Annotated in this window: 22 protein-coding genes; 9 read left to right on the forward strand and 13 right to left on the reverse strand. The window is 70.8% G+C overall.

The window, feature by feature from the left end:
- Positions 1-34: 34 nt before the first annotated feature.
- The 3 genes from ACFYTQ_RS09330 to ACFYTQ_RS09340 are packed head-to-tail and all read right to left on the reverse strand — an operon-like array spanning position 35 to position 2,985.
- Positions 35-1,351, reverse strand: coding sequence for an LCP family protein (locus tag ACFYTQ_RS09330; protein WP_387358610.1), 1,317 nt, complete (start codon positions 1,349-1,351; stop codon positions 35-37).
- 54 nt (positions 1,352-1,405) lie between these two features.
- A complete protein-coding gene (locus ACFYTQ_RS09335) occupies positions 1,406-2,200 on the reverse strand; it encodes a CPBP family intramembrane glutamic endopeptidase (RefSeq protein WP_387358612.1) in 795 nt (264 codons plus the stop codon).
- A gap of 23 nt (positions 2,201-2,223) precedes the next feature.
- A complete protein-coding gene (locus ACFYTQ_RS09340) occupies positions 2,224-2,985 on the reverse strand; it encodes a DUF2470 domain-containing protein (RefSeq protein WP_387358614.1) in 762 nt (253 codons plus the stop codon).
- A gap of 100 nt (positions 2,986-3,085) precedes the next feature.
- On the opposite strand from ACFYTQ_RS09340, the gene ACFYTQ_RS09345 reads away from it, so the two are divergent.
- The 3 genes from ACFYTQ_RS09345 to ACFYTQ_RS09355 are packed head-to-tail and all read left to right on the forward strand — an operon-like array spanning position 3,086 to position 5,122.
- The gene (locus ACFYTQ_RS09345) at positions 3,086-3,535 is read left to right on the forward strand and encodes a hypothetical protein (RefSeq protein ID WP_387358616.1); all 450 of its coding nucleotides are present in this window, start codon (positions 3,086-3,088) and stop codon (positions 3,533-3,535) included.
- A gap of 10 nt (positions 3,536-3,545) precedes the next feature.
- Positions 3,546-4,466 carry a prephenate dehydratase gene (pheA, locus tag ACFYTQ_RS09350; protein WP_387358618.1) on the forward strand — a complete coding sequence of 307 codons (921 nt, stop codon included), beginning with the start codon at positions 3,546-3,548 and terminating at the stop codon, positions 4,464-4,466.
- A complete protein-coding gene (locus ACFYTQ_RS09355; RefSeq protein WP_387358620.1) occupies positions 4,463-5,122 on the forward strand; it encodes a histidine phosphatase family protein in 660 nt (219 codons plus the stop codon). The genes pheA and ACFYTQ_RS09355 overlap by 4 nt, the downstream gene beginning before the upstream one ends.
- A 4-nt stretch (positions 5,123-5,126) precedes the next feature.
- Here ACFYTQ_RS09355 and ACFYTQ_RS09360 read toward each other — a convergent pair whose 3' ends face one another.
- From ACFYTQ_RS09360 to ACFYTQ_RS09380, 5 genes are all read right to left on the reverse strand, one after another.
- Positions 5,127-5,957 (reverse strand): ESX secretion-associated protein EspG, encoded by an 831-nt coding sequence (locus ACFYTQ_RS09360; protein ID WP_387358622.1) that lies wholly within the window; start codon positions 5,955-5,957, stop codon positions 5,127-5,129.
- A gap of 1 nt (position 5,958) precedes the next feature.
- The gene (locus ACFYTQ_RS09365; RefSeq protein WP_387358624.1) at positions 5,959-7,125 is read right to left on the reverse strand and encodes a PPE domain-containing protein; all 1,167 of its coding nucleotides are present in this window, start codon (positions 7,123-7,125) and stop codon (positions 5,959-5,961) included.
- Positions 7,126-7,136: 11 nt separating this feature from the next.
- A complete protein-coding gene (locus tag ACFYTQ_RS09370; RefSeq protein ID WP_387358626.1) occupies positions 7,137-7,445 on the reverse strand; it encodes a PE domain-containing protein in 309 nt (102 codons plus the stop codon).
- A 168-nt stretch (positions 7,446-7,613) separates the two neighbouring features.
- Entirely contained in the window at positions 7,614-7,967 is a 354-nt protein-coding gene (locus ACFYTQ_RS09375; protein WP_387358629.1) for a metallopeptidase family protein, read from the reverse strand.
- Between the two features lie 5 nt (positions 7,968-7,972).
- A complete protein-coding gene (locus ACFYTQ_RS09380) occupies positions 7,973-9,091 on the reverse strand; it encodes a septum formation family protein (RefSeq protein ID WP_387358631.1) in 1,119 nt (372 codons plus the stop codon).
- A gap of 89 nt (positions 9,092-9,180) precedes the next feature.
- On the opposite strand from ACFYTQ_RS09380, the gene serS reads away from it, so the two are divergent.
- The 3 genes from serS to ACFYTQ_RS09395 all read left to right on the forward strand — a co-directional run bounded on the left by serS (position 9,181) and on the right by ACFYTQ_RS09395 (position 13,433).
- Positions 9,181-10,443 carry a serine--tRNA ligase gene (gene serS / locus ACFYTQ_RS09385; RefSeq protein ID WP_387358633.1) on the forward strand — a complete coding sequence of 421 codons (1,263 nt, stop codon included), beginning with the start codon at positions 9,181-9,183 and terminating at the stop codon, positions 10,441-10,443.
- A gap of 82 nt (positions 10,444-10,525) precedes the next feature.
- Positions 10,526-12,373 carry a putative bifunctional diguanylate cyclase/phosphodiesterase gene (locus tag ACFYTQ_RS09390; RefSeq protein WP_387358635.1) on the forward strand — a complete coding sequence of 616 codons (1,848 nt, stop codon included), beginning with the start codon at positions 10,526-10,528 and terminating at the stop codon, positions 12,371-12,373.
- 22 nt (positions 12,374-12,395) lie between these two features.
- Positions 12,396-13,433 carry a Gfo/Idh/MocA family oxidoreductase gene (locus tag ACFYTQ_RS09395; protein ID WP_387358637.1) on the forward strand — a complete coding sequence of 346 codons (1,038 nt, stop codon included), beginning with the start codon at positions 12,396-12,398 and terminating at the stop codon, positions 13,431-13,433.
- On the opposite strand, the gene ACFYTQ_RS09400 is transcribed toward ACFYTQ_RS09395, so the two are convergent.
- Both ACFYTQ_RS09400 and ACFYTQ_RS09405 read right to left on the reverse strand, forming a co-directional pair.
- Entirely contained in the window at positions 13,434-14,966 is a 1,533-nt protein-coding gene (locus tag ACFYTQ_RS09400; RefSeq protein ID WP_387358640.1) for a Rieske 2Fe-2S domain-containing protein, read from the reverse strand.
- A gap of 45 nt (positions 14,967-15,011) precedes the next feature.
- Complete coding sequence (locus tag ACFYTQ_RS09405) at positions 15,012-15,863, reverse strand: hypothetical protein (protein ID WP_387358642.1); 852 nt, start codon at positions 15,861-15,863, stop codon at positions 15,012-15,014.
- Between the two features lie 66 nt (positions 15,864-15,929).
- On the opposite strand from ACFYTQ_RS09405, the gene ACFYTQ_RS09410 reads away from it, so the two are divergent.
- From ACFYTQ_RS09410 to ACFYTQ_RS09420, 3 genes are all read left to right on the forward strand, one after another.
- Positions 15,930-16,712 carry a lysophospholipid acyltransferase family protein gene (locus ACFYTQ_RS09410; RefSeq protein ID WP_387358644.1) on the forward strand — a complete coding sequence of 261 codons (783 nt, stop codon included), beginning with the start codon at positions 15,930-15,932 and terminating at the stop codon, positions 16,710-16,712.
- Positions 16,713-16,733: 21 nt separating this feature from the next.
- Positions 16,734-17,492 (forward strand): lysophospholipid acyltransferase family protein, encoded by a 759-nt coding sequence (locus ACFYTQ_RS09415; RefSeq protein WP_387358646.1) that lies wholly within the window; start codon positions 16,734-16,736, stop codon positions 17,490-17,492.
- Positions 17,493-17,703: 211 nt separating this feature from the next.
- Complete coding sequence (locus tag ACFYTQ_RS09420; RefSeq protein WP_387358648.1) at positions 17,704-18,810, forward strand: agmatine deiminase family protein; 1,107 nt, start codon at positions 17,704-17,706, stop codon at positions 18,808-18,810.
- Here the strand turns inward: ACFYTQ_RS09420 and ACFYTQ_RS09425 are convergent.
- From ACFYTQ_RS09425 to ACFYTQ_RS09435, 3 genes are read right to left on the reverse strand one after another with little or no spacing between them, the layout of a single operon-like run.
- Complete coding sequence (locus ACFYTQ_RS09425; protein ID WP_387358650.1) at positions 18,708-19,355, reverse strand: hypothetical protein; 648 nt, start codon at positions 19,353-19,355, stop codon at positions 18,708-18,710. The genes ACFYTQ_RS09420 and ACFYTQ_RS09425 overlap by 103 nt on opposite strands.
- A complete protein-coding gene (locus tag ACFYTQ_RS09430) occupies positions 19,352-21,025 on the reverse strand; it encodes an ABC transporter family substrate-binding protein (RefSeq protein WP_387358652.1) in 1,674 nt (557 codons plus the stop codon). Before ACFYTQ_RS09430 ends, ACFYTQ_RS09425 begins: the two co-directional genes overlap by 4 nt.
- A 27-nt stretch (positions 21,026-21,052) precedes the next feature.
- A complete protein-coding gene (locus tag ACFYTQ_RS09435) occupies positions 21,053-22,726 on the reverse strand; it encodes an ABC transporter family substrate-binding protein (RefSeq protein ID WP_387358654.1) in 1,674 nt (557 codons plus the stop codon).
- Between the last annotated feature and the right edge of the window lie 5 nt (positions 22,727-22,731).

The following is a 22,731-nucleotide window of genomic DNA, read 5'->3' on the forward strand; positions in this document are numbered from 1 at the left end:
GCCGGTCGGTACACCCACCGCGACCCCGGCCCGCTCACTTGGTGAGCAGATCCTCCGGGACGGGCCGGTCCGCGGCCAGCGCCTCGAAGAACTTGCCCGCCTTGGCCTTGTCCCAGAGCAGCACATTGCCGCTGCCGGAGACGTCCTGGAATCCGGCCACCGGCACGGTCGTGGCGACGGTGTCGGCGTGCAGCGCCCAGCCCAGCCGGGCCAGATCCCAGATGTGGTCGCCGTTGTCGACCTGGAGGGAGGCGGCCAGGCCCTTGGCGAGGGGCCAGAGCGTGAACGGGTTGGCCAGGGTGCCCGCGCTGGTCGCCTTCTTCAGCAGGGCCGACAGGAACAATCGCTGATTGTTCATCCGGTCCAGGTCCGCGCGCGGGGTGGCGCGGGTGCGAACGAAACCGAGCGCCTGCGGTCCGCTCAGATGCTGGCAGCCCGCGGGCAGATTGATGCCGGCCAGCGGATCGTCGATCGCCTCGGGCAGGCACATATCGATGCCGCCCAGCGCGTCCACCATTCCGGCGAAGCCGCCGAACCCGATCTTGGCGAAGTGATCGATGTGCAGGCCGGTCGCCGTCTCCACGGTCTGCACCAGCAGTTTCGGGCCGCCGACGGAGAAGGCGGCGTTGAGCTTGTCGCGGCCGACGCCCGGGATCGGGACATACGAGTCGCGGGGCAGGCTGACGATCGTGGTGGGCCCCGACTTCGCGATGTGCACGAGCATCATCGTGTCGCTGCGCTCGCCGCCCGCGTCGGATTGATCGCCCGTCGAGAGTTCGGCCTCCTGATCCGCGCTCAGACCCACCCGGCTGTCGGATCCGGTCAGCAGCCAGTTCGTTCCGGCGGTCTGCCCGACCCGGCCCGAGTAGTCGGCGAGGACGGGGATGCGGTCGAGCGAGCGGTCCAGATAGATCACCGCGCCGACCGGCAGGGCGATGAGGATCACCAGGATCACCAACAGCCAACGCCCCCAAAGGCGTTTGCGGCGACGCGGGGGACGCTGCTCGGCCGGGGCCCGGCCGGATCCGCCGCGCGGACCGCGCGGGGGAACGTCGCCCCGGCGCGGGGGCGGCGGGGGATCCTCGCGATAGGGGACCGGGCGCTGGGTGGGCGCGTGGGTGGGCGGACCGGACCGCGCGCGGGGCGGCGGCAGCGGCCGGGCCGGGGGCGCCTGCGACCAGGCCAGCGGTCCGTCGGCCGGGCCGTCGCGCCGCATCACCTGGGTGGGTTCGATCCGGTCCGGTCCGTCGCCCGGGGGGCGCTGCGGGGGCGGTGGGCGGCGCGGTCCGGGGCCGTGCGGCGGCGGCACCCGGCGCGTCCGCGGGTACTGCCGGGGGTCGTCGCCGTTCATCATCGTGATGCTACTGTCCGGAACGCGTTCGGGTTCATCTCGTTTCGACAGCGGTCACGGCAGCCACGACACGTGCCCGTGCAACACGGTGTAGCCGAGGTAGGCGACGGTATCGATGGCGGCGTGCGCGAGCACCAGCGGCCACAGCCGGGTGGTCCGCTGCCAGTACCCGCCGAAGATCACGCCCATCACCAGATTCCCCAGTCCGCCGCCCAGGCCCTGGTAGAGGTGATAACTGCCGCGCAGCACCGCCGAGGCGAGCAGTGATCGACGCTCCGACCAGCCCAGGGCCCGCAGCCGGGTGAGCAGGTAGGCCACCACGAGGATCTCCTCGGCCACCGCGTTCGCCACGGCCGCGAGAATCAAGGCGGGTAGACGCCACCAGTGGTCGCCGAGCGAACTCGGCACGATGGTCACGCTCAGCCCGAGCGCGTGCGCGATCAGGTACAGCCCCAGCCCCGGCAGCCCGATGAGCGCGGCCAGCGCGAGCCCGGGAAGCACGTCCCCGCGCAGCCGAATTCGGGCCAACCCGATCAGCCGCGGCCCGAAACCGCTGCGCCACAACAGGTACAGGCCCAGCGCGCCCCAGCCCAGCAGGCGCAGCACGGACAGCAGCTGATACAGCAGGTCGATGGTCGATCGCGTGGCCCGCGAGGGATTGAGCGCCACGGTCTGCCCACCCACCCCGCCGGGCGCGAGCGCGCTCTCCACCAGCGACAGCAGCGCGCTGGCGCCGCTGAGCCCGAAGGTGACGACCAGGACGACCGCGAGTTCGAGCCGGATCGCCGTGCGTTCGCGTCCGGTCGCCGGGGCGGGCCAGGGCGGCGCGGATTCGGCGGGGGAGATCATGCCGCCAATCTAGGTGGCGGCGCTCAACTTCGGCGCAGGCCGTGCAGGAACGGGCACCCCGCGAGGATGCGCACCGCGCGGCTGAGCGACTGCACGTCGTCGACCGGGCCCTCGAAGGGCAACCGGACGTCGTGATCCCCGCCGTCGCCCTCCACCCGCAGTGTCACCCCGTAGCGATCGATGGCGAGCGGGCGAATCGTGCCGCCGCGCAGGCGAACCGGCAGATGCCGGGCGAGATCGGCGATGACGTCCGCGTGATCGGCGTCCATATGCCGCAGCCACGCCGATTCCAGCTCCCAGAACGGATCCGGGCGCGCCTCCCGCAATTCGCGCCGGCACACCGAGGCCGCCCCGCCGGAATCGGCGACCACCGCCGAATCGAGCACCAGCCGCAGCAGGACGGTGGTGTGCCCGACGTCGAGCAGGGCCGGATGCGGATGCTCCGCGGCCACCTCGGTCGCCAGCGCCCGCTGTGCGTGCTCGGGCACCGCGTACAGGCGCCCGCGCAGCCAGACCAGCGCGCGGACGGGTTCGCGCAGGGCCAGCGGGGCGTGATCGGTCAGCTCCAGGACGGCGGGCGAACCGAATTCGGTGGCGGCCGCGCGCGTCGCGGGGGAGGCGGCCGCGACCGTCAGCACGGCGTCACCGCACGCCCGCAGGTGATGCATGGCGGTGGGAACCGGATCGGTACCTGGCAGGGCGAGCATCGCCTGATCCGCGTGGGCGCAGGCGCTGCGCACCCGCTCGGCGGTCGACGGCGCGACGATCGTGGACGGGCGGCGCATGCATACCTCCGAGAAACAACCGATCCGGTCTAATTAGGTAAACCTAAGCTAACCCGGGTGTCCCGGTCGCGCAAGCATTCCGATCGCTACGGTGGAAACCGTGCCGCACGACTCCGCCCCGGTCCCGCTCACGCTGGGCATGCCGCCAAGCCAGCCCGCCGACCTCGTCGCCGGGCTGGTGCGACCCGTGTCGGCGGATCCGGGCGTGCCCGTGCTGGACGCCGCGGCCCCCGACGCCGAGATCGCCGCCTTCCTCGCCCGCATCGCGCACGCCGACACCGGTTTCGTGGCCCGCGCCGACTCGGGCGAGCGGGCCTTGGCGGTCGTCGCGGCCACCGTGGCGGCGCTGTGCGGGGAGGATATCCGCGCCGCGCTGACCGGCCCGGACCTCGACTTCCTGCGCTCGCTGCACCCGGAGGCGAGGGCCGCGACCCGGACCGTCCTGCTGGCCGTGGAGACCGGCGAACCCCAGGCCGTGGCCGCCGGACTGGCCGTGCTGGCGACCGCGGGGCCCCGGCAAACCCCCGGCCTACCGCCGACCGACCAGTAATGTCGTATCCGTGCCGCGTATCGCCTATTTCGGGCCGTCGGGAACCTTCACCGAGATGGCCCTCGCCCGACTCGAGTCCGCCGACGTCTTCGACGGTCCGGTGGACCGCATCGCCGCGCCCAGCCAGGGCGAGGCGCTCGAACTGATCCGCACCGGCGCGGCCGACGGCGCGGTGGTGCCGATCGAGAGTTCGATCGAGGGTTCCATCTCGGCGACCCTGGACGCGCTGGCGGTCGGGCCCCGCCTGCAGATCGTCGCCGAGACCGAACTGGACGTGGCCTTCACCATCGTCGGGCGGCCGGGCGTCGAACTCGCCGAGGTGGAGACCGTCGCGGCCTATCCCGTCGCGGCCGCGCAGGTGCGAATGTGGTTGGCGCGCAAGCTGCCTCGCGCCCGGCTGCACACCTCCGCGTCCAATGCCGCCGCCGCCGAGGACGTGGCCGCCGGGCTCGCCGACGCGGCCGTGTCCACCACGCTGGCCGGGCAGCGGCTCGGGCTGGACGTGCTGGCCACCGGCGTGGCCGACCACGATCAGGCGATCACGCGCTTCGTGCTGGTCACCCGGCCCCGCCCGGCGCCGCCGCGCACCGGGGCCGACCGCACCTCGCTGGTGATCCTGGAACTGACCAACGAACCCGGTTCGCTCATGCGCGCGTTCGCCGAATTCGCCGCGCGCGGAGTCGATCTCACCCGCATCGAATCGCGGCCCACGCGCACCGGCATGGGTACCTATCGGTTCTACCTGGACTGCGTCGGCCACATCGACGACCCCGCGGTCGCCGAGGCCCTCAAGGCGCTGCACCGCACCGCGGGCCGCATCCGTTATCTGGGCTCCTGGCCCGCGAGCTCACCGAGTGGTTCCGCGCCGCCGCCGGACGCACCGGCCGCGGCGTGGCTGAACGATCTGAAGAAGGGGGTGGCCGACCTGTGAGCAGCCTGATCCTGGTCCGGCACGGCGAGACCGAGGGCAACGTCGCGAAGCTCCTCGACACCCGGGTGCCGGGCCTGCCGCTCACCGAACGCGGTGTGGCGCAAGCGAAGTCGTTCGCGGCCAATCTGGCCGAACCGCCGCGCCGGCTGTTCAGCTCGGCGGCCCTGCGGGCCTGGCAGACCGCGGCCCACATCGAGGCGGTCACCGGGGTGCCCGCGCAGGTGCTCGACGGCGTGTACGAGGTGCAGGCGGGTGACCTCGAGGGCCTGAGTTCCGAGGCGGCGCATCAGCGGTTCCAGCGGATCTACCGGGCCTGGCATCTGGGCGAGCTGGACGTGCGGGTGCCCGGCGGCGAATCCGGGCAGGAGGTGCTCGACCGGTACCTCCCGGTGCTCGAGGAGCTGCGCGACACCTATCTGCGCGACGGCGAGGCGGGGGACATCCTGCTGGTCAGCCACGGCGCCGCCATGCGGCTGGCCGCGCGCGTGCTGAGCGGGGTGGCCCCGCCGTTCACGACCAACAACCACCTCGACAACACCGAGACGATCGAACTCGCGCCGCGCGCCGACGGCGGCTGGGACTGCCTGCGCTGGGGGAGCTACACCCCGCCGTTCGCCTACCAGGTCGAGCCCACCGCCGACGATCCGATGGGCTGACCGGTCAGGCCGGGCCCGGATCCGGCTTGAAATCCGCGCGCAGCGGGAGCTTCTCGATGAGGTCTTTCAACGCCGTCCGCAGCCGGGCCGTGGTGCCGCTGGCGATCGAGGTCCACAGCACGTCGTCCTCGGAGCGGGTGGTGACGGCGAGGAAGCGGCCGTGGCGGGTGTTGTAGACCGAGACCATGCCGTCGGCCAGATCGCGGGTGCCGTCGCCGTAGACGACGCCCACCACCGAGGCGTGCGAATGGATCTCGACCATCGCCGAGGCCAGCACCTGCGCGTCCCGGGCGGGCTTGCCCACCTTCGCGAGGCGTTCGGCGGTGGCCGCCGCGTCCCCGGCGTCGGCGAAGATCGGCTTGAGCTCCTCGGTGAGGGCGTTCATCCCGCTCAGTTCGAGCGGTTCGCCCGCGCCGAGGGCGGCCATGACCGTGCCGGGCAGATCGTGCCCGGCCTCGTCGACGACGTAGGAGTCCGGCCCGCGCAGGACGACGACCTCGAGGTCGTCGCCCTTGGCGAGACAGAAGCGGTTCACCCGGTCGGCGATGTACCAGCGCAGCGCCACCACCCAGTGCGGGCGGTACAGCGCCCGCAGCCGGTCCGCGAGCTCGCGGTGCACCTCGCCGTCCACCAGAAGCCCACGCGCCGTGAGGGATTCGGCCGCGGCCGCCATCGCCGCGTCGTGGTCCGCGACATTGTCGTAGCGGCCCATCGCGTCGAGCACGACCGGCACCTCATCGATGCCGAGCGTCTCGAGCAGGAACTGCATCTCGTCGAGGGCCAGCGGCACCGCCTCGAGCATGGACGGGCCGCGGCCCGCACCGAGGACCGTCAACTCAGCGATCTCCGCCGATGACCCCGGGCGCGATGACCCGGCCGTCGGCGAAGTGCTCGCCGCGCAGGTAGTCGTTGCCCCTGTGCTCGCCGTCCTCCTCCTCGTCCTCGCGGACCTGGTGGCCGAGCAGCGGATTGCCGCCGGTCGCGGTCGAGCGCGCGGGCGCCGGGCCGCCGACCTGCACCGTCGGCGCCTCGGGCGCGGCGGTGGCCGCGGCCGCGTTGCCGCCGCCGAGCACATTGCCCGCGCCCCAGCCCTCGGGCAGTTTGAGCGTGCCCGCGCCGTTGCCGATGCCGACCGCGCCGCCGAAGGAGACCGCCCGGGTCGCCACCGCGGCCCCGCCGACCGCACCCGCGCCCACACCCGCCATCATCGGCGTCACACCGGTCGAGGCGGGCGCCGCGGCGCTGGTGGCGGCGGCGATCGCGCTGGAGGCGGCGTGCCCGGCGGTCGTCACGCCGGTGCTGGCCACCGAACCGGCGACCTGCGCGGCCTGGGTCGCCGCGCTCGCGACGCCCGGATTGGTCAGGAACGCCTGCGCGGCTGCGGCGGCCGCCTGCACCGGATCGCCGGATCCGTCGGCGAAGGCGGCGTCGCCGTTCTGGCTCGCCTCGGCGTTGCCCGCGCCGTTGGCGATGGCCGGGGGCATGGCGAACTGATTGGGCGTGGTGACCACGGCGGTGGTGGCGGCCTCGTAGGTCTCCATCACCAGCGCGGCGCGCAGATCGAGCGCGGCCTTGGCCGCCTCGGCGAGTTCGGCGCTGCCGTCCAGATCGCCGCCGTGCGCGTGCGCGGCCACGCGGGCCGCGTCCACGGCCGCGATCTCGGGCAGGCTGGGCATGGCCAGCGAGGCCACGGTGTAGGCGGTGGCGTTGGCCGCGGCCTTGGCGCCCATCGCGGCGGCGAGCACGCCCTGCTGTTCGGCCCAGCCGGTGAAGCCGGTGAGCCGGGCCAGCGCGGCGATGCCGTTGACGCCCTGCATGCCCACGCCGAGTTCGGCCATCACGCGCGCGACGGTCGCGGTCGCGTCCACCCAGGCGGCGGTCAGCGCGCCCCACGCGGTCGCGGCGGCCGAGATCGGCACCGCGTGCGCCCCGGCGTTGAGCGAGATCGAGTTGGCCTCGGCCATGCGGGGCAGCCAGAACACCCCGGTGATTCCTGCGGTCACGATGTTCCCCTTTACAGAACCGCGGCGACGCCGGAGGCGTTCCCGAGATCGTCGGCGATGAACTGGGCCAGCTGCTGCCGCAACGTCATCGCGGCGTGGTGCAGTTCGAGGATGCCCTGGGCCACCGCTCGGTCGTGGCTGAGCGCGGCGTCGTTGAAGTGGCCGGCCGCCAGGAACGACACCTCCTCGGCGCCCGACGGCACGACATGGGTCGCCGGACCGCTGAGCCCCGCGACGGCGGCCAGTCGTTCGGCCAGTAGATCGAGTTCCGCCGCGGCCGCGAGGACGACCGCCGGCTCCAATTTCACGAGGCCAACCATTACCCGAACTCCTTCTAGTGGCGGCTGAAGCTCTGTCGGGCCGACATACGCCTGCCCGTCGGTGGAACCACGAGAATTCCCCCTACGAGTTCTTGGACGCGACGACCCCGGCCCCGGTTCCCTCGCGCCCACACCTACTTTCGGCTCGACCCACTCCGCGGGTCAAGATTAGCCCCATCCCAGCTCATGCAGGCGGTGTTCGTCAATGCCGAAATAGTGTCCCACTTCGTGGATCACAGTGATCGCGACCTCCTCGACCACCTCCTCGGCGCTGTCGCACACGTCGAGGATCGCGTCGCGGTAGATCGTGACCGTGTCGGGAAGCGCTCCGCCGTAATGGCTGTCGATTCGCTCGGTGAGCGCGATGCCGTGATAAAGGCCGAGCAGCCCCGGATTCTCGGGGTTGCGGGCCTCGATCAACACCACGACGTTGTCGATCGCGCGGGCGAGTTCCGGCGGGATCAGGTCCAGCGCGTCGGCGACCAACTCCTCGAACCGGTCCTCCGACATCCGCACGGCCACAGCGACTACCGCGGCTGGGGGACCGGGGCGGGGGCCGCGCCGGGTAGGGGGGCGGGGGTGGAGCGGCCGGAGCTCGGCGGCGGCACCGGCGCCTGACCGTCGATCATGATGTCGCCCTTGGCCGATCCGGTGATGGTCGAGAAACCCTGCTGGGAACCCTTGCCCACCAGGCAGTTCAGCTTGTGGCTGCCGACCAGCCAGCTGCGCGCGTCGAGGTTGTCCCAGAAGATGGTCAGCGTCTTGTTGATCAGGGCGTCCTGCCCGCCGAGATAGTCGCCCGCCACGCGCGCGCACTCGTCCTGCATGAACTTGTCCTGATCGTCGTTGCCGGGCGGCCCGCCGGTGAAGTGCGCGCCCAGGTCGACCACCGACATGACCTCGTAGGCATGGGGTTTCGCGCAGTCCACCGGTTCGTTGGTGGGCAGGCTCTGATTGATGCCGATGCAGGTGCCCGGTTCGAACACGCGCGACTGATCGCTGTCGCGGACCCGGCCGACGGTCTGCTGGGTCGGATTCCCGGTCGCGCTCACCAGTTGCAGGCCGCAGCGGATCGTCCGATCGCCGTTGCGCCAGCCGGGTTCGCCGGGATTGATCATGCCGATCACGTAGCGTCCGCGCGGATCGAAGCGGCCGCCGAGATAGGCCGCGGCGGCGGGGGCGCAGTGCTCGTCGCGCAGCTCGCCGAAGCGCAGCGTGTCGGGAAACCGTGAGCCCGGCCCGAATTCGCGGCCGGGGTAGGCGCTCAGGTCGATGTCCGCGGTGACCTCGAACAGGTGCTTGTCCGCGCAGTTGACCTTGGTCAGGTCGACCGTCTTGGGATTGCTCCAGGTGAGGCAGTCGCCCGAGCGCGCGGTGCCGAAGGCGGTATTGGCCCGGCCGGGCGGCGGCGGGCCGCCCGGATCGTGTGCCTCCAACCCGTGCTTGCTGCGGAAACCGGAGATGGACAAGGTCACCAGCGCCGCGACCACCGCGCCGATGGCGATGGCCAGCAGACCCCAGCGCAGCTTGTGCGCGGGCAGATGGATCCGCCCCGACGTACGTCGGCGGGACGTCGCGGCTCCGGGACCGGTCCGCGGCGCGGCGCCGGGTGCGGGCTCCTGGGACGGCACATCGTGGGAGGACATCGGGGTCCATGATGGCAGCGCGCGGTCACCCCCGCCACGATCGGATCCCGTTCGGCGCGCGCCGTGTCCGGGTAATAGGCTGGCTGCTCGTGATCGACCTGCGATTCCTGCGCGAGAACCCGGACGTCGTACGCGCCTCCCAGCGCGCCCGCGGCGAGGACCCGGCGCTGGTGGACGCCCTGCTCGCGGCGGACGCGGCGCGCCGGGCCGCCGTGGCGACCGCCGACAACCTGCGCGCCGAGCAGAAGGCGCTGGGCAAGAAGGTCGGCAAGGCGTCCCCGGAGGAACGGCCCGCGCTGCTCGCGCACGGTCAGGAACTCTCGGCGAAGGTCAAGGAGGCCGAGGCCGCCGAGTCGGCCGCCGACGCGGACCTCGAGGCGGCCCATCGCGCCATCTCCAACGTCGTGCAGGAGGGCGCGCCCGCGGGCGGCGAGGACGATTACGTCGTGCTCGAAACCGTCGGCGCGCCAACGGAATTCGACTTCGAGCCGAAGGACCACCTGGAACTCGGCGAGGCGCTGGGCCTGGTCGACATGGAACGCGGGGCCAAGGTCTCGGGCTCCCGGTTCTACTTCCTCACCGGTTACGGCGCGCTGCTGCAACTGGGGCTGCTGCAACTGGCCGCGCAGCGGGCCGTCGCCAACGGATTCACCATGGTCATCCCGCCGGTGCTGGTGCGGCCGGAGATCATGGCGGGCACCGGGTTCCTGGGCCAGCACGCCGCCGAGATCTATCACCTGGAGGAGGACGACCTGTACCTGGTCGGCACCTCCGAGGTGCCGATGGCCGGGTACCACTCCGACGAGATCCTCGATCTGAGCGCCGGACCCAAGCGCTACGCGGGCTGGTCGTCGTGCTTCCGCCGCGAGGCGGGCAGCTACGGCAAGGACACCCGCGGCATCATCCGGGTGCACCAGTTCGACAAGGTCGAGATGTTCGTGTTCTGCCGCCCCGAGGACGCCGACGCCGAACATCGACGCCTGCTGGGCTGGGAGAAGGACATGCTGGCCGCGATCGAGGTGCCGTACCGGGTCATCGATACCGCCGCCGGGGACCTCGGCTCCTCGGCCGCGCGCAAATTCGACTGCGAGGCCTGGGTGCCCAGCCAGGGCACCTACCGCGAGCTGACCTCCACCTCGAACTGCACCACCTTCCAGGCCCGGCGGCTGTCCGTGCGCTACCGCGACGACAAGGGCAAACCGCAGATCGCGGCCACCCTCAACGGCACGCTGGCCACTACGCGCTGGCTGGTGGCGCTGTGGGAGAACCACCAGCGCGCCGACGGTTCGGTGCGGGTTCCGGCCGCGCTCGTCCCGTTCGTGGGCCGCGAGGTGCTCGAACCCCTGCGGTAGCGGGGCGTTCGCGCGCGACTTTGCCCGGCGATTCCCCCGGATGTGACTACTGCTCAGGTCAGTTGGCTCTAGGCTATGCACCGTGCGAGGAATCGGGTCGCGCGGCGATACCCGCACGCGAGTGCGGGCCGCATCGGCGCTGGCGACGGCAATGGTCATGGCGCGAACCACCGGCGCGTTCTATGTCATGGGTGGCGTGCTGGGCCTGCTCATCACCGCGATCGCCCCCGGCTCGGACGGTAACCGGCCGTTGGTGGGCGCCGCGGCGGCGACCGCGCTGTTGCTCGGCGTCAGCCTGCTGATCTGGGGTCCGCGGCTGCCGCATTCGATCCACCACGGGTATGTGGCGGTGGCGACCGTGCTGGTGACCATCGCCGTGCACTGGTTCCCCAACACCGTCGGGGCGATCAGCCTGGCGGCGTTCTACGTGTTCATCGCCTGCGACGCCGCGATCTTCTTCGCCTGGCAGTGGGTCGCGGCGCATGTGGCGTTCGCGGTGCTGCTGTGCCTGTGGGTGGTGCCCTCGCGCGAATTGCCGTGGTGGTCGGGCATGATCCCGGCCGGGGTCACGGTGGGGGTGGGCATCGTGGTCGGCATCCTCACCCGGATGGCCTCCGACGCCGATATCGATGTGCTGACCGGTCTGCTGAACAGACGCGGATTCGATCGCGCGCTCAACGGCGCCATCGGGCACGCCGGGCGCACCGGGCAGGGGCTGGCGCTGGTGCTGGTCGACCTGGACCGCTTCCAGAAGATCAACGACCACCTCGGGCATCGGGCGGGCGACGCGGTACTGCAACGGGTCGCCGACACCTGGTCGAAACTGCTCGCCCCCGAACAGCGGCTGGCCCGCTACGGCGGCGACGCGTTCGCGCTGCTGCTGCCCAACACCACCGAACAGGCCGCGATCCTGCTGACCGAGCAGCTGCGCGCCGCGGTGACCACGGGCTGTTCGGCGGGCGTGACCTCCTGGCAGCCGGGCGAATCCGCCTCGCTGCTGGTCAGCCGCGCCGACGTCGGGCTGTACCGGGCCAAGCAGGCCGGGCGCAACCGGACTGTTTTGGAATCCTCGCGGCAGCTGCCGCTGGCGGTGGAACTGCGCGAGGCCATCGACACCGGCGCCCTGGACGTGCACTACCAGCCGATCGTGAGCCTGACCGAGGGCGGCACCAAGGCGGTCGGCGTCGAGGCGCTGCTGCGCTGGTCGTCCAACGCCCAACCGGACGTGACCACCGAGGGCCTGATCCGGGTGGCCGAGGAGTACGACCTCATCGCCGATCTGGACGAGCTGGTGCTGCGCCGCGCCTGCGCCGACGCCGCCCGGCTACAGGAGACCTTCGCCCAGCTCGATCTGACCCTGAACGTCAATGTCAGCGGTCTCGAACTGGCCGAAACCGATTACGCCGACCGGGTTTCCGGCATCCTCACCGACACCGGTTGGCCCGCCGCGCAATTGGTGCTCGAGGTCACCGAGAGCGAACTGGCCGCCGAATCCCAGACCGCCATCGGCAATCTGCACAAGCTGCGCGAGCGCGGCGTGCGGATCGCCATCGACGATTTCGGCACCGGCTACTCCTCGCTGAGCAGGCTGGCCACCATCCCGAGCGACATCCTCAAGGTCGACCAGTCCTTCGTCGCCGCGATCCGCTCCGATTCCCCCGCGCCGCCGCTGCTGGGCGTCATCGCGGCGCTGAGCAAATCGCTGGATCTCCAGGTCATCGCCGAGGGTGTGGAGACCGAGTACCAGGCGGCCGTGCTCACCGAACTCGGTTTCGCGCTCGCCCAGGGCTATCACTACAGCGACTCGCACCCCGTCTCGGAGCTGATCAGCGATCTCAACGAGCCGCGCGGGCTGGTCGGCGCGGGCGTGCCGGAGGGCGATTTCGCGGCCAACGGCTGGATCCCGGTGGAACATCCCGGCCGGAATTGATCTTGCGGGCACAATGGGTGCCATGTCGTCACTCGAGGTCGCCGTCGTGGGCTACGGCCTGGCCGGATCGGTCTTCCACGCGCCGCTGATCGCCGCCGAGCCGCGCCTGCGGGTCGCGGCCGTGGTGACGTCCTCGCCGGAGCGCGCCGAACAGGCCCGCCGCGAGCATCCCGGGGTGCGCGTCGTGTCCACCGCCGACGAGTTGTTCGCCGATCCTTCCGGCATCGATCTCGCCGTGATCGCCACGCCCAACCGCACGCACTCTGCGCTGGCCCGGCAGGCCCTGGCCGCTGGTCTGCCGGTGGTGGTCGACAAACCGTTTGCGCTGACCGCGGCCGAGGGCGAGGAGCTGATCGCGGCGGCCGAGGCGGCGGGCCGGATGCTCACGGTCTTCCAGAATCGCCGCTGGGACAGCGACTTCCGCACCCTGCGCCGCCTGATCGACGACGGGAGCCTCGGCGCGGTGCGCCGCTTCGAATCCCGCTTCGAGCGCTGGCGGCCGGTGAGCAAGGGCGGCTGGCGCGAGGTCGGCGCGGCCGAGGAGGGCGCGGGCATCCTCTACGACCTGGGCAGCCACCTGGTCGATCAGGCCCTGCACCTGTTCGGTCCGGTGACCGAGGTGTACTGCGAACTGGACGCCCGCCGCGCCGAGGTGCGCGCCGACGACGACGCCTTCGTCGCCCTCACCCATGCCTCCGGCGTCCGCTCGCATCTGTGGATGAGCGCCGTCGCCCCGCAACTGGGCCCGCGCTTCCGCGTGCTCGGCTCCGAAAGCGGTTACGTCGCATACGGTCTCGACCCCCAGGAGGACGCGCTGCGCGCGGGCCGCCGCCCCGGCGACGGAACACCCTGGGGCACGGTCGAACCCGAGCACTGGGGTCTGCTCGGTGTGGACGGCGACACCCGCCGCGTGCCGAGCGAACCGGGCGACTACCCCGCCTTCTACGCGGGCGTGGCCGCCGCCCTGCTCGACGGCGCGCCCGTCCCGGTCGATCCGCGCGACGCGGTGGCGGCCCTGCGCGTCCTGGAACGAGCGCGTGCGGCGGCGCGCCCGGCCTGATTACAGCTTGCGGGCCCGCAGTTCGTGGCCCTTGGAGGTCTTGCAGCGGCCGCTCTCCAGATCCCACTGCCAGCCGTGCAGATTGCAGGTGAGCGTAGTGCCTTCCACCACACCGAATTTCGACAGGTCGGCCTTGAGGTGCGGGCAGCGCCGCTGCACCTCCCAGCCCGCGAGTTCGGTGGACGCGGAATCGTCGTGCGCCTCGGAGAACCAGCCGTCGGCGTAGGCGATGCGCTCGTCGGTGAGGCATTTGAAGAACGTGTAGAGGAACTCGTTGTAGCCGCCGATGCGCCACGCCTGGAAGCGGGTGGACAGGAAAATGGTGTTCACCCAATCGGGTTCGCGATCGCGCAACACCGTGCGCACCAGATCCGGATGGATGCGGAAGCCGTAGCGGTAGCGCCCCTCGCCGTCGATCGGCCCGCGCACGACCCGCTTGGGGAAGTCCAGCACCACGGTCTCCTCGCCGAGCACCAGCCCGACCGGATAGCCGATGCCGTCGCAGATCAGATCGCTCTGCGCCATGATCGGCTCGAAGAGTTCCTTCAGCTGGGGCAGCAGCGGCTCGTCTCCCGTTGCCCAGGTGGCCTTCTCGGCCGCGAGCACCGGGGCCAGTCGCTGGGCCATGGCCTCGATGTAGGCGTCCTTGTCGCTCCAGATCTCGGCCGGATCGAACGGGTGGCTCAGGGTCAGCTCGCGCCCGCGCACGTCGGCGACCGAGCCGGGGATCATCAGCACCCCGCCCTCGTGGCCGTGCGCGCGCATCTCGTCGAGGAACACCATCTGATCGGGGAAGATGTTGCCGGTCTCGGCCCCGTCGCCGGTGTCGTTGAGGTAGCGCAGCTCGTCGTCCAGGAAGACCGGCGGCCCGGCCGAGGGCACCACCCAGGTGGCCCCGACCTGATCGATGTAGCTGCGCGCGCGGTCCATCCCGCGCTGGCGCTTCTGCTTGCCGAAATTGGCCTTGGTGCGGGCGGGGATGTCGTAGACCATCGGGTACCAGATGGCCCCCGAGTACTGGAGCAGGTGGATGTCGATGTGGCCGAACGACTCCCGCAGCGCGTCCATGTCGACCGGCCGGGCGTCGTTCATGTTGAAACACACCGTCTCGCCGTCGGAGACCACCAGACCGGAGTCGCCGATCGGGCCGTCCGCGGGCGCGCGCAGCGCGATGATCATGATGTCGAGACCGTCGGCGAGCGTGTGCTTCACCGAGTCCTCGGTTTCGAAGAACTTGTGGAAGCCGAGCTTCTCGAGCTCACGCCGCAGATCCGGCACCGGGAAGTCCGGCAGCAGCACCGTGGCGTCCTTGTTCACATGCTCGAGCAGGTTCCTCGCGTCGAAGTGGTCGCGGTGCAGATGCGAGACGTAGAGGTAGTCGACCGCGCCCAGCGCGTCCCAGTCCAGGCCGGTGTTGTCCGGGAACGGGAACCACGAGCCGAAGTACGCCGGGTTCACCCAGGGATCGCAGAGGATCGTCCCCGCCGCGGTGCGGATGTGGAATCCGGCGTGTCCGACGCTGGTGATCTGCACGTGAGATGTCCCTCCTGAACCGATGTCGGCCACCCAGGGTAGCGGCTAGGCCGAGACGTCGCCGATGCAGTAGCCCTGCTCACTCGACTTCAGCGTGAAGGTCCGCTCGCGCTGGGCGCCGGTGGCGGGCGTGACCGGAACCGAGACCGTGGTGTAGTCCCCGCCCAGCGCCTGCGAGGTGAGCCCGTCGTCGACGAAGGACTTCACCGTGCCCAATTTGGCGGGGGCGCTCGCCAGCGGCGCGGCCGTCGCGCGACCACTGCCCGTGGGATCCCAGCTCGTGGTCGCCGAGCACACCAGCGGATGGGCCGGTTCGGTATCGGCCGGGTCCAGCGGTTTGCCGCTCAGCCGGGACAGGTACCGCCGCACCGTGTGGCGGGCCTCGGCGTCGTCGAAAACCGGTGCGCCCGTGGGGATCACGCGCGGGCAGGCGTATCCGGTGGCGATATCGGCGCGCTGCGCGACCACGCTGACGCCCGCGCGCGGGTTCTTCCACACGATCGCCGTGCCGTCGTCCACGCCCGGGCGGCTCAGCGCCTCGAGAATGCTCTCCTGGTCGGCGTACATGGTTTCCACATTGCGCGGGGCGACGGTCCAGCAGCGCCGCACCAGCGTCTGCGTCGGAACCTGTTGCAGGTCCATGGCCCAGCGGGTGAGCGCGTCGGCGGCCGCGGGGTCGGGGCTGGTCAGCGCGACGGTGACCGCGACCTCGCCCGGCGCGGCGGTGACCGGCACCGGCGGCGGAACCGGTTGGGCGGTGGCGCTTTCCCGCGTCGTGGTCGCCGGCGCCGACTCGGTCCAGTCGGTGCCCTCGATGCCGACCCGCGAATCACAACCCGCCAGCAGGCAGGCGGCCGACAGCGCGATCGCGCCGACGATGAATGGGGGGCGTTCCACGACGGCGAACCTCTTTCCTACGCGGTACTCGGTACCTGATGCGGCAGCGACTACGCTAGCGGAATTGTGGAACCCGTCTACCGGACGATCATCGGCCTGGCACGCACCGTCTTCTTCGTGCAGGGCCTGAAATTCGACGTCAAGGGGGATGAGAACATCCCCGCCGAGGGTGGCGCGGTCATCGCCATCAACCACACCGGGTACATGGACTTCACCTACGCCGGGCTGCCCGCGCGCACCCCGAAGCGCTACATCCGGTTCATGGCGAAGAAGGAGGTCTTCGACGACCGGATCAGCGGCCCGATCATGCGGGCGCTGAAGCACATTCCGGTGGACCGGTCGGCGGGCGCGGATTCCTACAAAGCGGCCGTGGACTATCTGCGCCGCGGCGAACTGGTCGGGGTCTACCCGGAGGCCACCATCAGCCGCAGCTTCGAGATCAAGGACTTCAAATCCGGCGCGGCCCGGATGGCGATCGAGGCGGGCGTGCCGATCATCCCCATGGTGATCTGGGGCGCGCAGCGGGTGTGGACCAAGGGTCATCCGAAACGGCTGGGCCGCACCAACACCCCGATCTCCATCGCGGTCGGCGAACCGATCCAGCCCCCGGCGGTGACCGGCGACGACATCGCCGGCCCGGCCGCGGAGCTGACCGCCCGGCTCCGCGAGGTGATGCAAGGGCTGCTGGCAGAATTGCAGCGGGATTACGTTCACGAACCCGGCGCGTACTGGGTTCCGGCCCGGCTCGGCGGCAGCGCTCCCACGCTGGAGGAGGCGAACGCGCTCGACGCCGCCGAGGTCGCGGAACGCGCGGCCAAACGCGCCGCGGCCCCGGGCGAACAAGGGTAGGCACGAGAGGTCGGGAAAACGATGGCGCGGGAACTGGTCTTCGACGTCCTGACCGGATTGGTCCGCACGATCTTCCGGGCGCAGGGCCTGCGGTTCGACATCGAAGGGCAGCACCATGTCCCGCGCACCGGCGGGGCCGTGCTCGCGGTCAATCACACGGCCTATCTGGACTTCATGGAAGTCGGTCTGGTGGGCCGCAATTCGGGCCGCAACGTCCGCTACATGATGAAGGCCGAACTCGAGCACGGCATCGTCGGCTGGCTCATGAAGCAGTGCAAGGCGATCGGCGTGGATCGCACCGCGGGCGCGGAGTCCTATCAGCGCGCGGTGACGGCGTTGCGGGACGGGGAGATCGTGGTGGTGTATCCGGAGGCCACCATCAGCCGCAGCTTCGAGCTCAAGGAGTTCAAATCCGGCGCGGCGCGCATGGCGCTCGAGGCGGATGTGCCGATCGTGCCCATGGTGATCTGGGGCGCGCAGCGCGTCTGGACCAAGGACATCCCCAAACAGCTGGGCCGCCACCGCTTTCCGATCCACATCCGGATCGGCGAACCCGTCCCGCCGCACGGCTCGCCCGACGAGCTCACCGCGGAACTGCGCGCGCGCATGTCCGCGCTCCTCGACCTCGCCCAGCGCGACTACGAGATGCCCGCGGGCGCGCGCTGGGTGCCCGCCCGCCTCGGCGGCACCGCGCCGACCCCGGAGCAGGCGGCGGTCATCGAGCGGGAGGAGCTGGCCCGCCGGGCCGCCCGGCGCGCGGCGAAGCGGACGCGCGGCTGACCCCTACCGCGAACGGGCGACGAAGGCCGCAGGCGTCGGCCCTGCTCCCCGGGCGCGGGCTCGAACCCGCGCCGGCCGCCCGCTCCGGCTCCCCGGAAGAAACTGCTGGTCAGACGTCCGTTTGCCGACACGCCGACCGGCGCGCCCGCGCGACGGGCCGACACACCTCGATTCCTGCGTATCGCGCCCGGACTCGATACCGTTCGGAACCGTGACGCGTTACGCGATGCCCGCGGAATCGGCCCCGCACGCCCGCACCTGGCTGGCCTGGCCCGCCAAGGGGTCGGTGTGGGCGGAGCTGCTCGCGCCCGCGCGCGCCGACGTGGCCCGGCTGGCGCGGACGATCGCGGAACGCGAGCCGGTCACGGTGCTGGCGCGCCGCGAGCATGTGGCCGAGGCCGCGCGGGACTGCGGTCCGGACGTGGAGGTCGTGGCCGCGCCGTTGGACGATGTGTGGATCCGCGACACCGGCCCGGTGTTCGTCACCGCCGAGGACGGCTCCCAGGTCGGCATCGACCTCAACTTCAACGGGTGGGGTCAGAAGGCCGAGTACCACATGGACGCCAAGGTGGCGCGAAAGGTGTTGGAGATCGCGGGAATCGAGCGGGTGCTCGCCCCGATCGTGGCCGAGGGCGGCGCGCTCGAGGTGGACGGGGCCGGAACCATGCTGGCCACGGAGAGTTCGCTGATCAACCCGAATCGCAATCCCGGTCTCTCGCACGAGGACATCGAGCGGGCGGTGGCCGAACTGCTGGGCATCGTCGAGGTGGTCTGGTTGCAGGGCGTCGCCGACGAGGACGTGACCGACTGCCACGTCGACGCGGTCGCGCGGTTCGCCCGGCCCGGGGTGATCCTGCTGGACTGGCCGGTGCACCCGGATCCGCTCGACGTGTTCGCCCGCGCCGCCTACCGGGCCCGCACCCGCCTGGCCGAGGCCACCGACGCGAGCGGGCGCGGCTTCGAGATCGTCGAACTGCCGCAACCGGATCGGGCCGATCTGCCCGGGACGCGCGGCCCGGAGTTCCTGTACTCCTATGCCAACTTCTACGTCGGCAACGGCGCGGTCTACCTGCACGCCTTCGGCGATCGGCGCAGCGACGACCGGGCCGCGGGCATCGTCGGCGATCTGTTCCCGGGCCGCGAGGTGGTGCCGGTGGCCTTCGACGCGGTGGCCGAGGGCGGGGGCGGCATCCACAGCGCGACCCAGCAGCAGCCTCAGCTCGGATCCGAACCGCGGATCGCGGCGAACCACACCGCCGCCGCCACGAAAACCGAGGTGGCGCAGACGAACTCGACTACTCCCCGGTCGGACAGATAGACCCAGAACAGACCCGCCAACGGCGCGACCACCGCGGATTGCGCGTCCAGCACCAGCCGCCGCACCGGTCTCACGGCCCGCGCCGCGTGCGCCGCGCCGTCGGGATCGGGTCGCGTCGGGTTGTCGATCAACCGTCCCGGCGGCTCCGAATCCCGCGGCGCGCCGGCGGGATACACCCGCCGACCCGCCACCCGCACCGCCGAGCCCGACCGCTCGATCGCGGACTCGGGCAGCGTGACCAGGAACGGCTCGAAATACACCGGCAGCCAGCGGGTCTCGTCGCCCGCGGTGATCTCCAGCCAGGACCGGCTGAGCAGCCGATGCTGCTGGCGCACCCGTTTGCCGCGCGCCGATCCCGGTATCCCCGGCCGCCCGAACGCGACCGCGAGCCGGAAACCCGTGTACCCCAACACGATCAGCGCCACGGTCGCCAGCAGGCTCGCCCGCTCCACATCGCCGAACGGCGCCCAGGCGAGGCAGATCGCCAGGACGCCGCTCGTCGTCAGCACCGGATAGGCCAGGGGATGGCCCGCACCGGGGGTCACTTCAGGAAGCCCACCTTGGTCCAGTCCAGGGTGGCCAGCCCGCGCGCGCCGTAGTTCGCCAGGCCCGCGCGCACCGCGACGATGCCCGGGGACTGCAACAGCGGCGCGGAATGGCCCTCCTCCCAGACCTTCTTGTCGACCTGGTTGGCCAGTTCGACGGCCTTGGTGGCGTCCAGTTCGGAGACGGTCCGCTCGATGAGGTCGTTCAGTTCGGGGGAGCCGATGCGGCCGTAGTTGCCCTGCATATCGTTCGGGTCGTAGCCCCAGATCTGGTACAGGCTGCCCAGCGGGAACGGGTCGCCGACCCAGGACCATTGCGCCACATCGAAATTGCCCGGCTGGATGACATCGCGGAAGTAGCCCTGACCGGGTTTGGTCTCGATGTTCAGCTTCACCCCGATGCGGGCCAGATTCTGCTGCATGATCTGCGCCATCTGCACCCAGACGTCCTGGTTGTACATGATGTCGCGGATCTCCAGCTTGCGGCCGTCCTTCTCGCGCACGTCGCCGTTGAGTTTCCAACCGAGCGCGTCGAGTTCGCGGGCGGCGGCGTCGGGGTCGTAGGGCAGGCTGTTGTCCTGGTAGCCGGTCTGGCCCTCGAGGTAGACGTGGTTGTTCAGCGGCTTCGGATCGGCGACCAGACCGTTCTGGATGGCGGTCGCGATGCCCTGGCGGTCGATGCCCTTGATGATCGCCACGCGCAGCTTGGGATCGGCGAGGATGGATCCGGGCGCGCCGTTGAAGGTCAGATGCGACCACTGGGTGGCGGGGGTGCGGCGGATCGCCACGTCCGGAATGCTCTGGGCGGTCTTGAGTTCGTCGCGGTTGGCGATGCCGACGGCGTCGATCTCGTTGTTCTGCAAGGCCGGAAGGTCGGCCTCGGAGGACAGGATACTGAAGGTGATGGTGTCCAGTTTCGGTGTCGCGCCCCACCACTTCGGATCCCGGCCGAGCACGATCCGGCCCTGCCCACGATCGGTGGACTGCACCCGGAACGGTCCGGCCGTCAGGGTGATCGCGTCGACCTGACTCTTGTTGAACGCCTCGGCGGACGCGGTGACCGACTTCGGGTACAGGTAGCCGTTCCCCGCGAACTGGCCCTTCCACTCCGCGAAGTGCTTGGCGAAGGTGATGACCGCCTGCTTGTCGTCCACACCGCGCTCGACCTTCGAAACCCGGTCGAAGCCTTGGCTGTTCGCGATCAGGTACGTCTTGTCGCGCCCGCTCAGCGCCTCGGCCTGGGAGCGGATGTCCTCCCAGGTGATCGGCGTGCCGTCGGACCACGTCGCCTTGGGATTGATGGTGTAGGTGACCTGCTGGGGATCGGTGCCGGTCAGTTCCACGTTGGTGAAATAGTCCGTGTTGACCGTGGCATTGCCCGCGGCGTCGATCCGGAACGCCTGCGGCATCATCGGTCGTTCCACGGCGGCGATCTCGTTGTCGTTGCCGTCGACGGTCAGCGTGTTCCAGTTGACCGGATAGGCCGAGATCGACAGCCGCAGATTGCCGCCGTCGCGCAGATCGGCCACATCGTGCGGATTGATGTCGTTGGTCGTCCCGATGGCGGCGGTGCCGCTGCCGCCGCTGTCCGAACCGGAACAGCCGGACAGGATCAGACCCAGCGTGACCGCCGGGACGGCGGCTCGGATGGCTATCGAACGTATCCGCATGGATCGCTCCTTCCGTCGGGAGGGGACTTACTTCGTGAAGCCGATCTTGGTGTAGTCGTAGGACGCCAATCCGGGCGCCCCGGAATTCGCGAGGTCCGAGCGCACGCCCCAGTCGCCGGGATCCTGGGTCAGGGGCAGGGAGAACCCCTCGTCGAAGATCGCCCGGTCCGCCTCGTTCGCGAGCTCGATCGCCTTGGCGGGGTCGAGTTCGGACAGGGTCCGATCGATCAGATCGTTGAGTTCGGGGGAGCCGATGCGGCCGAAGTTACCCTGCTCGTCGTCGGGGTGATAGGCGTAGATCTGCGGCAGGCCGCTCAACGGGAAAGCGTCGCCCTGCCACTGGAACTGGGCCAGATCGAAATCGCCGGGGATGAACACGTCGGAGAAGATGTTCTGCCCGGGCCGGGCGTCGATGGTCAGCTCGATCCCGACGCGGGCCAGATTCTGCTGGATCAGCTGGGCGACCTTGACCCAGATGTCGTTGTTGTACATGACATCCCGGATGACCAGCTTGCGGCCGTCCTTGAACCGCCGATCGCCCTGCCGCGTCCAGCCCAGCGCGTCGAGTTCGCGGGCGGCGGCGTCCGGATCGAATACCGGGGCGTTGTCCCGGTAGCCGTCCTGGCCGCGCACGTAGACGTGGTTGTTCAGCGGCTTCGGCTCGTCCTCCAGGCCGTTGAGCACCGCGTTCGCGATGGCCTGCCGGTCGATCGCCTTCGAAACGGCCACGCGCAGGCGCGGATCCGCGAGGATGGACCCGGGCGCGCCGTTGAAGGTCAGATGCCGCCACAGATTCGCCGGCGTGCGCCGGATGGCGAAGCCGGGGGTGCCGCGCACGGTCGCCACATCAGACAGCGAGAACAGCTGCGCCGCGTCGAGTTCCTTGTTCTGTAGGGCCGCGGGCCAGGCGCCCTGATCGAGCACGCTGATCGTGATCGTGTCGAGTTTGGGCGGATCGCCCCACCATCTGGGATTGCGGCCCAACACGATTCGGCCCTGGGTGCGGTCGGTGGACTGCACCGTGAACGGTCCGGCCGTCTGCGCGATGTGGTCGACCAGGCCGTGATTGAACGTCTCCGGATCGCCGGTGACCGATTTCGGGTAGAGCATGGAGTTCCCGGCGAACTGCCCCCGCCACTCCGCGTAGTCCTGCCGGAACGTGAGGATCGCCTGCCGGTCGTCGACGCCGCGCTCCACCTTCTCGACCCGGTCGAAGCCGACCGTGGAGCCGATCAGGTAGCGCTTGTCGGTCCCGCTCAGCGCGTGCGCCTGCGCGGCCAGATCCTCCCAGGTGATCGGCGTGCCGTCGCTCCACACCGCCTTCGGATTGATGGTGTAGGTGACCTGCTGGGGGTCGGTGTTGGTCAGCGCGACATCGGTGAAGTAGTTCGGGTCCACCGCGGTGTGCCCGGCCGCGTCGACGGTGAACGCGCGCGGCATCATCGCCCAGACGATGCGGGCGATCTCGAGGTTGTTGCCGTCGTTGGACAGCGTGTTCCAGTTCGGCGGGAACTCGGTGGTGGCCAGCCGCAGATTGCCGCCGTCGCGAATCGCCTCGCGCGGTCGGGCGTTCACGTCGCTGCCGGTGCCGAGCGCGTTCGGCCCGCCCGCGGGTTCGCCGCCGGAGGAACAGCCGCCCGCACCCAGCGCCACGGCCAGCAGCAGGGCGGCCGCGGCCGGTGCGGCGCGACGGATCCTCACGGTCT

Origin of the sequence: Nocardia sp. NPDC004068, from assembly GCF_042874315.1 — a bacterium.
GTDB lineage: Bacteria > Actinomycetota > Actinomycetes > Mycobacteriales > Mycobacteriaceae > Nocardia.

Coding starts and splice junctions, on each gene's coding strand:
- ACFYTQ_RS09330 (WP_387358610.1), bottom strand. CDS start 1,351: ATGAACGGCGACGACCCCCGGCAGTACCCGCGGACGCGCCGGGTGCCG.
- ACFYTQ_RS09335 (WP_387358612.1), bottom strand. CDS start 2,200: ATGATCTCCCCCGCCGAATCCGCGCCGCCCTGGCCCGCCCCGGCGACC.
- ACFYTQ_RS09340 (WP_387358614.1), bottom strand. CDS start 2,985: ATGCGCCGCCCGTCCACGATCGTCGCGCCGTCGACCGCCGAGCGGGTG.
- ACFYTQ_RS09370 (WP_387358626.1), bottom strand. CDS start 7,445: ATGGTTGGCCTCGTGAAATTGGAGCCGGCGGTCGTCCTCGCGGCCGCG.
- ACFYTQ_RS09380 (WP_387358631.1), bottom strand. CDS start 9,091: ATGTCCTCCCACGATGTGCCGTCCCAGGAGCCCGCACCCGGCGCCGCG.
- ACFYTQ_RS09395 (WP_387358637.1), top strand. CDS start 12,396: ATGTCGTCACTCGAGGTCGCCGTCGTGGGCTACGGCCTGGCCGGATCG.
- ACFYTQ_RS09415 (WP_387358646.1), top strand. CDS start 16,734: ATGGCGCGGGAACTGGTCTTCGACGTCCTGACCGGATTGGTCCGCACG.
- ACFYTQ_RS09430 (WP_387358652.1), bottom strand. CDS start 21,025: ATGCGGATACGTTCGATAGCCATCCGAGCCGCCGTCCCGGCGGTCACG.